Source organism: Novipirellula methanifontis (genome assembly GCF_052161655.1).
Lineage (GTDB): Bacteria > Planctomycetota > Planctomycetia > Pirellulales > Pirellulaceae > Novipirellula.
The window spans coordinates 2,154,929-2,167,998 of the sequence record NZ_CP197418.1; the positions used below are offsets into that span (position 1 = coordinate 2,154,929).

The window sequence follows — 13,070 nt, forward strand, 5'->3', positions numbered from 1 at the left end:
CTCGCCGCCCGGTAAGGGTACCTAATCGCGGCGTGACCGCGATTGGCGGGGTCGAGCCAGCCTCGCCGTGATTAGGTACCCTTACCGGGCGACAGCGAGGCTGAAACAGCCTTCCTTGTGATGCAATGAAAGTCAATTCTCTCGGGCGGCGCAACGCCGACCACGGTGTAAACACCAAAGCTAGACCTGAACTTTCACGACCAACGCGTTTGGTTGTATCAGAGCCCGAAGCACGATGCAACAAATTTATTGCATTTTGATTCGAGCAGATGAAATCATCGTGCGTTGCAGCTACGCAGACAGCTTTGAATATGGAGCGACTTTGGAGGAAGTAATTTTGCCCCTGAGAACCTGAGCCAGGTCTTCGATGCAGACGAACCTAAGGGCCAGCGGTTTGGCATATGCAAGGCGTCGTCAATGAATCCGAGCAATCGACCGGGCCGTGGGCCTACAACTCATTGGCATTCTTGGCGTTTAAATACAAAACCGCGGCTTCAAAACATATGCTTCGCGTTAGGTCGTATCCAGCTAACTGCGACTTTTTCAGTGGTTAAGTTGGGTTCCAACTTCGCGGAAGTGTTTGCGCCGGCGACACGCCGGCACGAACGCTTTTGGGGATTGAGTCGCCTATGATGGCCACGTTGACGTGGGGGTGAGCGATGGATCGGCGAGCTCACGATCCGCATCCACGGCGCTCGCCACAGCGACCGATGCCAAAGCAGCAAAGCGGAATGTGAATTGCGTCTTAGGGAACCATTTTTCTGGAGAAACAAAATACGCGTGGCGTGCGGGCGCCAAGATTCTCGATGGAGACCATTCGGACTACTTTCCGTGATACGGCAACACCGGCGCAATGATGCGTGATGCATGTTGCGAGTTGTGGTGGATCGTGTTGATGGCTTTCACCGCATCGTCGGGGAATTCCATCGTTAACGGTTTACCGGTTTGTGGATTCGGCTCATAAAGTGGAGCGCCGGTGCTAGCGACCGTGACGCGAATCCGATGCCCCTTGTTAAAGACCTGGCTGATCCAACCAACGGGAAACGCGATTTTGTAGACTTGCCCGGGCTCCATCAGCGTTTCACTTTCAAAGCCGTCACGATAGCGGGTACGCCAAGGATAATCGACAATCAACATCGAGCGGCCATCGGGATAAACGTCACTGATGCGGACGATGACGTCGGTGTCGCGAGCGGCCGAAGAGAGATACAGCTCGGCTTGGATCCGACCGGTCCATTCGGTCGGCTCGGCGAGTGGCTCGGTCGTAAAGGTACGCACCTCCGCTTGCTGCTCAAATCCGCGAGCGTCGCGTGCACCGGGGAACGAGCTACCAGGAATCTTCATGGGGTTCCAGGGATCGCTGATGTAATCGGTCGAACTTGCTTTCGTTTCTGGCAACGAATCGGACAAACCTCCTTCGGGATGCAAAAACATCGCGGTAGGTGTGGACGGGGGAGGGAAATCTTCGGCGGAGCGCCATTGGTTGCCGGGGGCTTCGGGCTCACCGACAGCCCCCATCACGTAGTAACGCACCGGCGGATCATTTGACACACCGTTGTCGTCGTCCAGCAGATAATGCCGAAACCAGCGAGCCATGTGCTCGTCACCGAGCCAACTGGCGTTTTCCGGATAGGTGAGTTCACCAACGCTGTTACGTTTGTTCGCTCCGCCATGCAACCATGGGCCGATCAATAATTGTTGCTGGCCACGCGAGTGCTCGCCGCCATGATGTTGCCGCCCCTGAAAACTGGCGATCGATCCTTGGTTCATAAAGTCGTACCAACTGCCAATTGTAAAACAGGGAACGTTCATTTGATCGAAGTGACGAGAACAGTCCTCGGCTTGCCAATAAGCATCGTAAGTCGGATGTTCAAACCACTGCTGCAGCAACCGCCGATTGTCCTGAGGATCCCGGCAAACCCCATCCATCGATTTGAATCGTCCGGGTCGCGTGATGCCGCCGATTCGATACCCTTCATGAAACAGGCTCAGTCCGGTGTCGATCATGTACTGACAAACAAGATGAGGTGGCTGAGTCACGGCGAGATAGTTTTGGGCATACCCGGCTTGGGAACCACCAAAGGTGCCCACCTTGGCGGTGCACCAATCCTGGCGAGCCAGCCATTCACAAGTGTCATAGCCGTCCTGCAGCTCTCCCCATTGCAAGCCGCGATAGCCAATGTAAGAACCTTCGGAAAGTTGAGTGCCACGAAAATTCACGAGCGCGACAACAAATCCCGCGCTCGAAAGTCTTGCCGCCGCTTGGCGTGATCCCTTTCCACGTAGATTCGAGTAGCGTTGCTCGAACACCGCTGGCCAAGGCCCTTCGCCCTCGGGAGTATACACATAGGCCGACAAACGTTTGCCGTCTCGCATCGGGATCATGACGTGCGTCTCACGAACGCCACCGAGATCGAGGTCCTCTGGTCTGCGTGCCGCGTCTTGCGCCGTTGCGGAATTCACGAGTAAGAACATGAATATAATCGCTGCCAACCCATTCTTGTCCCAACACCTTGATGAGAACGACGGATTCAGGTTGCCGTTAGCAGACGGATTGAATTGGAACCCAGAGACCAGCGGCATTGGCCGGTTGGAACGGTTTGGCAAATGACTCACGTTTACTTTCCTAACAACAGAGGGTTGGATTCTTGGTGGGGGCAGGAGGGGGGATTCGCAGCAGGGGCTGAGGGTGACGTCGGAACGGAACTCGTCAAATCATTTACACTACGAACAAACTTTCATGTTCAATCCTGACAGAACACTCAAGTCAGCACCCATGCACAAGTTTCGTTGCATAACTCGTCGAACGAAAAGAGTTGTGCCAGGGTGCTTAGTTCAAGTGCGTCAAGAAATGATATCGAAAACTAGTTGTCCGTGGTTGAGTTCGAACCGTTCCTTACCTGGAAACTCGAGTCTTCGGGGGGCCAGCCAGAATTAATGCCTGATCGTGGCGTAGACATCGGTCACGTGAAGGCCGATTTTTAATCGGGGGTGCGGCCTAACTCTGACGCAATAACGACCAACTTCTCGTCCAAAAAACCATGCCACTCTAAGTCTTCTAAAAATCCGTCGATCGGTTGATCGACGGCCAAGATATTATCGGAATGGTTTTTCTTGAGCCCTTTTGAGCATCCGGGGCAAAACAGGTCGTCACTTCGTGACTGGTCCACTGGACGGAAAACATCGCTATAAGATAACTCTCGCAATCCCAAGATTGTGAAAGATTGAACAGCCTAAGCCTTTTGCACCGAAGTTCGCTTGCCTGTTTTGATACTGTTATAAATCGCTTCGATTGCCAACAAATCTCGCAGTCCTTCTTCACCCGACACACTGCTTTGGCGATCTTCTAGAATGCATTTCGCGAACGCGTCCATCTCGGCTGCGAATTGGTCGATTGCTTCAAATTGGATCGGACCGTCTTTGCTCTGACCAGTGATCCCGTTATAGCTGTAGGCGGGATCGAGCCCTAACCAGCCCGATTCGCCGTAGGCATTGAAGCGATTGATTCCGTTAAACGCGTACGAGGTGCTGCAGTAACAGTTTACGCCGCTTGGCATCGTCATCGTCCACGTAATCGTTTCGTCCACCTCGGCGAATTTCTTGGGATCCATCTTGGTCTCTTGCGCGGTCACAGCAACCGGTTCTTCGCCTGTTAGAAAGCGGCACGCTTGCAATGCGTAGATCCCCACGTCCATCATTGCACCCCCGCCCGCCAAGTCAGCCTTCAGTCGCCACTGATTCGGATCGCCAATTTTGAAGCCAAATCCGGCTTCGATCGCATGCAGCGGTCCGTATTTTCCGGATTGAACCGTTTCACGACAGAACAAATGATGCGGCTCGAATTGGCAGCGATAGCCGACCGCAAGTTTGCGATCGTTTTGTTTGCATGCCGCGATCATCGCACGGCAATCTTCGCTGCTGTTGGCCATCGGTTTTTCACACAGCACGTGCTTGCCCGCGTTCGCGCCTCGCACCGTGAACTCTTTGTGCATCCCGTTGGGTAACACGATGTAAACCACATCAATGTTCTTGTTCGCCGCGAGCTTGTCGAAGTTTTCGTAGTTGTAAATATTCTCGGGCTTGATCGAATATTTGTCGGACCAGATTTTCTCTTTCTCCGGCGTCCCCGTGACGATCCCGACCAATTTTGCATGCTTGGTCTTCTGAAGTGCCGGTGCAATTTGATTGGTACTCAGACTACCCAGGCCGACCAAGGCAAAATTGACGGTTGTTTTTTCGTCAGCGGCTTGCGCCTTCGCATGGGTGAGCAACGTCGACGCGGTGAGTGCTGCCGTTGATCCAATCATCGTTCTGCGACTGAGTGTCATGTTTTGCCTGCGGAGTGAAGGGGAAGCGAATGGGAAGCAATGACGGCGACGCAAAACCAGCCGACAAATATGTCCGTAGCTCGATTCATGCGGCATCAGCGGATGCCTCTCCATTTGAATCGCTCGAATTCACGGCAACAAGAGTGTTTCTGGTCCATTTGCCCGCCGCAGACCAACGGCGCGATGTTCGGTTGCGGTAGGCGGTCCAGTCCATCGAAGCGGCGAGAAACACCGTTTTGTGCTCGTGCCAGACAATTCGGCGGGCAACCTCAAACAGAATATTTTCCACTGTCTGAACACAAAAACGTCGAATAGCTCCCCAGTCGTCCGAGAGTTTACGTTTCTGACTTTGCTGAAATACCACGTGAGCTCGTTCGTCTCGCAATATCCGCCGGCAGATCGCATTCACCGTCGGCGATGCGGTCGCTCGCATTAATGCCAAGTAGTACACCTGAGCCAAAATTTCGGCGGTTACCAACACAGAGATCGAAGTTCGCAGCCCCGCTAAATGACGCAAAAAGCGAAAACAACCATCGGACCACTGCTTTTGCAGAAGCGGCACCCCCTCTTGAGTCAGCAGTCGCCCAAGCCATGCGGCATGCTGATTCTCTTCTTGCAAAAACAACGTCAGTGCGGCCAGGTAATCAGGATCCCCGCCTCGGTCGATCCAGTCTCGTGCACAACGTTTGATATGACGACCCTCGCCACTCTCGCCCAACTGAAATGTTTGTACCGAGGCCGCGATCGCAGTTCGCTCGGCGGCGGTTAACGTTGGCGAATCGGACCACGGGATTGTTGGCACCTCCGCCAAATTTCGGATGAAATAGCGACTCCACTGGCTATTATCCCACAGAGCACAAGACGACGTGGCGGTGTGAGCAGATCGATTAGGAGTTTGCCCGCGGAGTTTTTGATCGCTGTGGTTTTGATCGTCGTGGGCTGACAACTCAACGATCCGTTGCTGTACCGCATCGATGGTCGCATCCGGAGTCGACGTACCCGCGGTCAGTCCGATTCGTTCACAATGGTCAATCCACTCGCTCTTCAAATCGTCTGCCGATTGAACGTGATACGTCTGGCACCCCGACGCGATACAGCGATCGACGAGCCGCCGCGTGTTGTTGGAATTGCTGCCGCCCACCACCACGACCACTTCGACTTGTTCGCAGAGCAAATCCACCGCCGCTTGCCGTTGTCGCGTCGGGCGACAAATCGTGTTGACCCAACGAATGGACGAATCTGGGTGTAGCTCAGCGATGCGGTCCCGGCACGCCAAGGCGATTTCTTCGGGCATTGTGGTTTGGCAAACGATGCCAATTTCCGATCCAAGTTGCCTGGGAACATCCGCAGGATCCGAAACGACGGCCCAGCGTCCCGGCGGCAAATCTTCGACGATGCCGAGCACTTCGACATGGTCCCGCTTGCCGATCACAACGACGAAGTAACCTCGTTCGACAAGCATCATCGCAGCATCATGGACGCGTCGCACCAACGGACATGTTGTGTCGACCAATTCCTTGCCAGCGTCCATCAATCGTTTCCGACGTTGATTGCTGATCCCATGTGCGGTCACCATCACGACAGGCCGATCAGGTAACGTTTCGCGATCCACTTCCGAAAGCAACTCGAATTGCCGTGCACTCAAATCGCGTGTCACGTCTTGATTGTGTACAAGCTCGCCATAGACCGACGTCTGCTCGGGGTGCGAAACACTCTGAGCTGTTGCCAATGCGTCTCGAACTCCGAAACAAAACCCAAGATGCTCGGCACGAATAATCTGGACCATGAAGTCGACCTTTCTCGAAAGCTTTGCATTACAAAGTGAATGGGCAAATAAAAAGAACAATCCTCAGGACGAATCAGACGCCAGTCGCGAGACGGATTTGCCCTTAACCTTGACTTGTTGCTGCGCATTGATTTGTCGCTGGGCATCACCGAGCACACGTTGCAGTTCTGCCAAGTAAGTAGCAAAACTTTCGCGGCCCGCGTCGGTCAACAAGCATGTCGTTTGCGGACGTCGAGCTGCGTCGTCACGGACGAGTCGAACGAGGTTTGCATCGGCAAGTTGTTTTAGATGTCGATTCAAATTGCCGTCGGTCAGATCACACAGACGCTTTAGCTCGTTGAACGTCAAGCCTTCGGGGGCGCCAGCTAAACAAGTCATCAGCCCCAGACGTGCTTTTTCATGCATGACTCGATCGAGTCCATCGTAGGCAAAGCGTCCCGACGATGATGGTTGCTTCGTTTGATCGTTGCGTTTCGCATCAGCCATCAGGACTGCGCCTCTTGTCGGCGGGTCTGTTTGTGCATCAACACAGCAGCGAAACATTGGCCACCGCCGAACGGGATGGCCATCGCCAACGGGCTCAGTGCCCCGTCGCCGTGTGACATCATCAATACGGCCAAACCACAACCGATGTACCAAATTGCAACTTGCGAAAGCGATCGCGGCAATAGCGAGGAGGCTGCGAAAATCCCCAAGCCAAGCAGCACCGACCACAATCCGGGCAACATCCAAGCGACCTCGCGTGCCGTCACAAAGACGATCAACGTCATTGCGGCACCGACAACAATCGCAGGAGCCAATCGCGATAACACATCAAGCGTCATTCGTCGTGCACGCGCGGTTGGATCACGATAGTAGCGAACCGCCATATCGGCGATCACGATTGAAAGTGAAACTGCAGCGACGCTGATCCAAAGCAGCAAATAGGATTGCAGTGGCGTGGGCGATGACGATACCAATCGCGTTTGGATCGTGGCGGCGAGCAATGCAATGACGCCCGACGCCGCAGTCGGCGCAGCCCGCAACCCATCAAACGTTCTCGACCGATCGGCGACCGCCGAAATCAGATCGAGTTGCTGCAGGGCCTCGTCAATTCGCATGGACACTCGTCTCGAAGAGCGGAAAGTTTACGTTGCTTTGCATTGCAAAGTAGACGTTTCTGCGAGCGGTGTCAAGCAAAAAGATCGGGCAAATAGGGTGGCGAAATGTTGTGCAACTGAAAAATGCCTAGAAGTCTCACGTTTGGGAATCAAGGATTCCGTTAATGACGTGGGCGGGTTCGACGCCAGTCAACCGGAAATCGAGCCCTTGGAATTTGTAGCTGAATCGATTGTGGTCGATCCCCAACATGTGCAACATTGTGGCGTGGAAATCGCGAACATGCACTTTGTTCTCGACCGCGTTGTAGCCGAACTCGTCGGTCGCTCCGTAAGTGCTGCCCGCTTTGACACCGCCGCCTGCCATCCACAGCGAGAATCCGTTGATATGGTGATCTCGACCGCTGCCTTGAGCCATCGGCGTGCGTCCGAACTCGCCTCCCCACACAATCAACGTGTCTTCGAGCATTCCGCGCTGCTTCAAATCATTGACCAGCGCCGCGGTTCCTTGATCGACCAGCGACGCGGTCTTTGCCACGCCGTTTTTGACACCGCCATGGTGATCCCAACCGCGATGATACAGCTGGATAAACCGCACGCCCCGTTCGGCTAATCGGCGAGCCAACAAACAATTACTTCCAAACGAACCATCCCCAAGAGTGCAACCATACATTTTTACAATGTGTTCGGGTTCGCCAGACATATCCGTCAATTCGGGCACGGACGTCTGCATCCGAAACGCCATCTCGTAACCGCTGATTCGAGTTGCAATTTCGGGATCATCAAGTTCTCGGTTGCGGAGCGTATTGATCCGCGAAACCGCATCGACAACATCTCGCTGTTGGCGTGGACCGACGCCGGCGGGGTTGCCAACATAATGCACTGGATTTCCCGTCGCGTGCATTTGGACTCCTTGGAAGCGACTAGGTAAAAATCCCGAGTGCCATTGCCGCGAACTGATCGGTTGACTTTGGCCTCCTCCTTCGCTGGTCAAAACGATAAAGCCAGGCAATTCTTGTGTTTCCGCGCCGAGCCCATACATCACCCACGCACCCATCGATGGGCGGCCGCTGATCGCGGTGCCGGTATTGAAAAACGTGTGCGCGGGGTCGTGATTGATTTGCTCGGTATGCATCGACTTGACGACGCAGATGTCATCGGCAAGTGACGTGGTGTGCTTGAAGACACTCGACATCCACAATCCGCTTTGACCATGGCGAGCAAACGGGTGCTGCGGCGCCATGACCTTCAACGTTTTACCTTGCAACTGAGCGATCGGCTGACCTTCGGTTAACGATTGGGGCATTGGTTGGCCATCGTACTTCGCCATTTCTGGCTTGTAATCGAAAGTTTCAAGATGACTCGGTCCACCAGCCATGTAGAGATGGATGACTCGTTTGATGCGGGGACGATGATGAAGACCACCCGAGGCAAGAGAGGCCGCAGCGGCCGAATCGCTGCCACGAAACAGCGACGTTAACGCGATCGTCCCTAGCCCGCCTCGCTGCAGGAAGGTTCGTCGTGCCATCTCGTTTTGAAGCGGGAACCGATTAGAGAACATCGTCGTCTCGATTGATCAAGTGAATGAAAAAAGGGCAATCGCGGAAGTGAATTCCAATCGATCAATTAGTATCGCATCATCGTTTCGTGCAAATTTAATAAAACGCGAGCCACGCTCGTCCAGGCCGCCAATTCAGTTGCGGGCAAATCCGTGGCGACGGACGCGTTTCCTTCGGAAACCAACTTCGACGCCTCGTCCTTCTTGCTCGTGTAGTGAGCGAGGTGCTGGTCGTAAATTTGCCTCAGTTCACTGGCCACCTCTGTCTCGGGTTTACGAGAGAGGGCAGTTTGATAGGCCCACTCGATACGCTGATCGACCGATGGTCCCGATTCACGCATGATTCTGGCGGCAAACACGCGAGCTGCCTCGACAAAGGTCGGATCATTTAGCAGCGACAACGCTTGCAGCGGCGTATTGGACTTTGCTCGCGCCGCCGTACATTCCTCGCGGCTTGGTGCGTCGAACGCTTTGAGCATTGGATGCAAAAACGTTCGTTGCCAATGCGTGTAGACACCTCGTCGATATTGGTCATTGCCTTGGTCTGCGACATAGGTTCGGCGAGGAAAGTTCAGCTGAGCATAATAGTCCTCGGGTTGATACGGCTTGACACTTTTACCCCCGATTTGCTCGACCAACAAACCGCTGATCGCCAGTGCATTGCCACGCACCATTTCCGCGTCGATGCGAAATCGGCCTTGGCGAGCGAAGAGCTCGTTGTAAGGATCGAGTTTGCGAAGCTGCTCCGTCGGGCGCGAGGATCGGCGGTAGGTCTCGCTGGTGACGATCATCCGCAACACGTGTTTGATATCCCAGCCCGACTCGACAAATTCGACGGCCAACCAATCCAACAGATCGGGATACGAAGGAAACGTGCCTTGCGCGCCAAAATCATCGACACTGGCACAAATCCCCCGTCCAAACATCAAGTACCAAAGTCGATTGACCATCGTACGCGATGTTAAAACGTTGTCGGAGCGACAAAGCCAATCGGCCAAATCGAGTCGTGTTGCGCGTCCGTTGGCTTCAAGTTCCCCCAGGAATGCCGGGATCGCAGGCTCGACAATTTCACCCGAATCGTCCATCCAATTACCGCGAGGCTGGACCCGAATCGTACGTGGCGTGACCGATTTACTGACCAGCGTCATCGGGGATGATTCTTCGACCGCCGTCCGCTCGGCTTCGAGGCGTGTCAAGCGTTGGTTAAGCTCAATGAGGGGCGGTGAATTGGCGAGGTAATACTCTCGCACCGCCGAGAATTGAGTTTCGTTGCGATCATCGGGGGAAATTTGAAGTGCGTCTGCGACCAATTCCGGCACGCCTCCCGCGGAAATCCAACCGGCTTTGTCCCAGTAAACTTGGCCTCCGAATTGAGTGAACGCCATTCCTACGACAGGTTTTTGGGCAGTTAAACCCACCTGATCCGCGGCCATTTCGAGCCGTACCCACTTGCCGGTTTCCGGCAGCTCGCCGCGTCGTTGGTACCCGACCCACGATTCGGTTCGTCGGCCATACGTAATCGCGTCGCTTCCCCAGACTGCACGATGATCCCATTGGCCGTCGTTCCACTGCAGCATGATGGACTGAGGAGGGTTTTTCGGATCGAGGTAGACCCAGGCGAAAAAGCGGGTGTCGACTGAAACAACGGCGGTCTTTTTCGCACCGAGAAAGAAATGCTGGACCAGTCCTTTACTGGATTGACCCCGCGAGGCGGTGCCACTGTGCACCGGCGCCGATTCGGAGGAGACAAAATTCCAGTCGCCATCGCTGTTGCCTCCCGTGTCTTGAGCGTCATCAATCCACACCGTTTCGACTTCGATGTTTTCCGAAATCTGAGCCTTCGCCTCCGCTTCCCATTGCGGCTGGGATGCAATCAGGTTTTGGCGAACCGACTGTTGTTCTGATGTGACGCTTGCGATGCGTTGATTGATCGCTTCGATCTTTTCGAGATCCGATTCACGTGGCACTCGAATGCTCGGGGGACGACTGCGGGCGCCATAGACACCGCGTTCTTCAAGATCAGCAAAAAACGCGCCGAGCGAGTAAAAGTCGCGTGCGGTATAGGGATCGTATTTGTGGTCGTGACACTGGGCACACCCAACGGTGGCTCCCATGAAGACTTGTGAAACGTTACGGACACGGTCGGCAAAGTAGATCGATAGATATTCCTTGGCCTGAGCTCCACCCTCTTCTGTTGTCTGGTTCAAGCGGTTGTATCCCGAGGCGACAAGCTGGTCGATTGAGGGACTGGGAAGCAGATCGCCTGCGAGTTGTTCACGAACAAATTGGTCATAAGGCATGTTTGCGTTAAACGCCTTGATGACATAGTCACGGTACGGCGACTGTGACACGTCCTGGTCCCCGTGGTATCCGACGGTGTCGGCATAACGAACGAGGTCCAGCCAATAGATGGCCATTCGCTCGCCGTAACGTGGCGATTGGAGTAAGCGGTCGACGAGTTTTTCGTAGGCATCATCACTCGTGTCGTTGACGAACGCCTTGACTTCGTCAAGCGTTGGCGGAAGTCCGGTTAAATCAAACGACAACCGCCGAATCAAGGTAACACGGTCGGCTTGTGGCAACGGCTGGACAGCTTCCTCGGATAACCGTCTGGCGATAAACCGATCGATCACTGATTGTCTCGCCGCGTCGGCGGTTGACGCTGGCAACGTTGGACGGACTAAGGGAACGTACGCCCAATGCGGCTCGTAGATGGCTCCTTCGTCAATCCAGCGACGTAGCAACGCTTTCTCGGACGCGTCGAGATGTTTGTGGGATTCCGGCGGCGGCATCAACTCGTCGGGATCATTGGAAACGATCCGGCGAATAAACTCGCTTTCCGAGGCGTTGCCGGGCACGATGGCACCGCTCGCTTCGGTTGCCTCGTCACGCAGGTCCAACCGCAATCCGCCTTCGACCGTTTCTGCATCGGGTCCGTGGCAGGCGAAACATTTGTCGGACAAGATCGGACGGACATCGCGATTGAATCGCAGCGGTCGATCGGCAAACACGCACGATCCGCTGGCCAATACAACGGCGAAAGCAGTAACGTGGCGGATGCCAGTGAAAAAGTTTTCACACATCGAGTTTGATCCGAAGGTGGGACAGCAAGGCGGGATAACGGCGGCTATTGTACCAAGTCCCGCTTGTTCCGCACACATTCTTCAGTTGGTAGCGGAAGGCTCGAATATGCCACGAATATGCCACGAATATGCCACGAATATGCCACGAGGAGCTGAGAAGGCAGCAGGGGGGGCTCGACTCGGATCATCGCTAAACAACAAGCATCGCTAAACTACGAAAAAAAGCTGGCGTTTCCTTTGACAGAAACGCCAGCCCGAATTCGTTATTCAGTTAGCAGCTCAGACTATCGTCCGCGATAGTATTGGCTTGGAGCGGTCGAACCATTTGGATAAACGATTTGACGTGGTTGCGTTGGTGCTGGAGCTTGGGGCTTGGCAGGTGCTTTTGCAGCGACAGGTTCCTTGGGCTCATTCGCCAAGTTCCATCGTTTGCCGTTCAAACCAGCTTGTGGGTTCCAATCGACACCAGGAACGAACAAGATCGATCCAATGCTGCTGCCGTTGATGGTGGCGATGCCCCATTCGGTTTCAACAGTGACGAGTTTAACGTCGGTAGCACCGGTGATCGAGTCACCATTGAGCATGACAACGGTGGTCGAAGCATCGTCGGCCGATGCAAATTTGATTCCCGCAACTTCCGTCAGCGGAATACTGGCAACGCCAAACGAGGTTTGCATGTCCAGCTGGGTGGTGTCGGTCAAGGTGCCTTGGATGACCGTTTTGCTGATCAAATCAACGCTGACGCTCAGTGGACGCGATTTGCTCGAGACAACAGCTTTAGCAACCGGAGTCGCCTTGGCAACAACGTCGGCTTTCTTAGCCGGTGCAGCTTTGGTTTCGTCGTCAGCGACCAAGTTCAGGCCGAGAGCCGACGATGAAATTGCAGCAACAGCGAAACAAGCAACAAGGTTCTTTAGCGAAAAAGGAAATGACATCTTCTGAGGAACTCCAAAATTGGAAGAGTGTGAAACGTTCAAGTTGTGATAGGTGAAAGCATGTGGGCGACCTTTCCCCCCACACGTACAATTGAAGGTAGTTTCCAACCAAGCGAAGTCTAATTTTGTTTGACGATCTTTCTCCACCCCATCATCTTGTCGCATGCGTAACCCGAACAATCGGAAAATGGCGAATTTGATTCGCGTATCGCGACGAAATGCATCCTGGAGCCACTCCACCGCGTCAAAGGCCAAAAAAGGCAGTGTTTGCATGAAAAAACCG

10 protein-coding genes are annotated in these 13,070 nt (G+C 54.3%); 1 reads left to right on the plus strand and 9 read right to left on the minus strand.

Annotation, left to right across the window (positions count from 1 at the left end):
* Window positions 1-822: 822 nt before the first annotated feature.
* Window positions 823-2,475, minus strand: coding sequence for a CocE/NonD family hydrolase (locus tag SH528x_RS07580; protein ID WP_442509914.1), 1,653 nt, complete (start codon window positions 2,473-2,475; stop codon window positions 823-825).
* Between SH528x_RS07580 and SH528x_RS07585 the strand changes: the two genes are divergently transcribed.
* On the plus strand, window positions 2,474-2,611 hold the full coding sequence (locus tag SH528x_RS07585) for a hypothetical protein (RefSeq protein ID WP_442509915.1): 138 nt from the start codon (window positions 2,474-2,476) through the stop codon (window positions 2,609-2,611). The genes SH528x_RS07580 and SH528x_RS07585 overlap by 2 nt on opposite strands.
* 370 nt (window positions 2,612-2,981) lie before the next feature.
* On the opposite strand, the gene SH528x_RS07590 is transcribed toward SH528x_RS07585, so the two are convergent.
* From SH528x_RS07590 to SH528x_RS07625, 8 genes are all read right to left on the minus strand, one after another.
* Window positions 2,982-3,170 carry a DUF1501 domain-containing protein gene (locus tag SH528x_RS07590; protein ID WP_442512097.1) on the minus strand — a complete coding sequence of 63 codons (189 nt, stop codon included), beginning with the start codon at window positions 3,168-3,170 and terminating at the stop codon, window positions 2,982-2,984.
* A gap of 63 nt (window positions 3,171-3,233) precedes the next feature.
* Window positions 3,234-4,307, minus strand: coding sequence for a Gfo/Idh/MocA family protein (locus tag SH528x_RS07595; RefSeq protein WP_442509916.1), 1,074 nt, complete (start codon window positions 4,305-4,307; stop codon window positions 3,234-3,236).
* A gap of 106 nt (window positions 4,308-4,413) precedes the next feature.
* Window positions 4,414-6,114, minus strand: coding sequence for a 4-hydroxy-3-methylbut-2-enyl diphosphate reductase (gene ispH, locus SH528x_RS07600; RefSeq protein ID WP_442509917.1), 1,701 nt, complete (start codon window positions 6,112-6,114; stop codon window positions 4,414-4,416).
* Between the two features lie 63 nt (window positions 6,115-6,177).
* Window positions 6,178-6,600, minus strand: coding sequence for a transcriptional regulator (locus SH528x_RS07605; RefSeq protein ID WP_442509918.1), 423 nt, complete (start codon window positions 6,598-6,600; stop codon window positions 6,178-6,180).
* Window positions 6,600-7,214 carry a hypothetical protein gene (locus SH528x_RS07610; protein ID WP_442509919.1) on the minus strand — a complete coding sequence of 205 codons (615 nt, stop codon included), beginning with the start codon at window positions 7,212-7,214 and terminating at the stop codon, window positions 6,600-6,602. The genes SH528x_RS07605 and SH528x_RS07610 overlap by 1 nt, the downstream gene beginning before the upstream one ends.
* Before the next feature lie 136 nt (window positions 7,215-7,350).
* Window positions 7,351-8,739: a DUF1501 domain-containing protein gene (locus SH528x_RS07615; protein ID WP_442509920.1), complete on the minus strand. Its 1,389-nt coding sequence runs from the start codon at window positions 8,737-8,739 to the stop codon at window positions 7,351-7,353.
* Window positions 8,740-8,837: 98 nt separating this feature from the next.
* A complete protein-coding gene (locus tag SH528x_RS07620) occupies window positions 8,838-11,852 on the minus strand; it encodes a PSD1 and planctomycete cytochrome C domain-containing protein (RefSeq protein ID WP_442509921.1) in 3,015 nt (1,004 codons plus the stop codon).
* A gap of 284 nt (window positions 11,853-12,136) precedes the next feature.
* Window positions 12,137-12,787 carry a hypothetical protein gene (locus SH528x_RS07625; protein WP_442509922.1) on the minus strand — a complete coding sequence of 217 codons (651 nt, stop codon included), beginning with the start codon at window positions 12,785-12,787 and terminating at the stop codon, window positions 12,137-12,139.
* Between the last annotated feature and the right edge of the window lie 283 nt (window positions 12,788-13,070).

Coding starts and splice junctions, on each gene's coding strand:
- SH528x_RS07585 (WP_442509915.1), top strand. CDS start 2,474: ATGAATATAATCGCTGCCAACCCATTCTTGTCCCAACACCTTGATGAG.
- SH528x_RS07580 (WP_442509914.1), bottom strand. CDS start 2,475: ATGTTCTTACTCGTGAATTCCGCAACGGCGCAAGACGCGGCACGCAGA.
- SH528x_RS07595 (WP_442509916.1), bottom strand. CDS start 4,307: ATGATTGGATCAACGGCAGCACTCACCGCGTCGACGTTGCTCACCCAT.
- ispH (WP_442509917.1), bottom strand. CDS start 6,114: ATGGTCCAGATTATTCGTGCCGAGCATCTTGGGTTTTGTTTCGGAGTT.
- SH528x_RS07605 (WP_442509918.1), bottom strand. CDS start 6,600: ATGGCTGATGCGAAACGCAACGATCAAACGAAGCAACCATCATCGTCG.
- SH528x_RS07610 (WP_442509919.1), bottom strand. CDS start 7,214: ATGCGAATTGACGAGGCCCTGCAGCAACTCGATCTGATTTCGGCGGTC.
- SH528x_RS07615 (WP_442509920.1), bottom strand. CDS start 8,739: ATGGCACGACGAACCTTCCTGCAGCGAGGCGGGCTAGGGACGATCGCG.
- SH528x_RS07620 (WP_442509921.1), bottom strand. CDS start 11,852: ATGTGTGAAAACTTTTTCACTGGCATCCGCCACGTTACTGCTTTCGCC.
- SH528x_RS07625 (WP_442509922.1), bottom strand. CDS start 12,787: ATGTCATTTCCTTTTTCGCTAAAGAACCTTGTTGCTTGTTTCGCTGTT.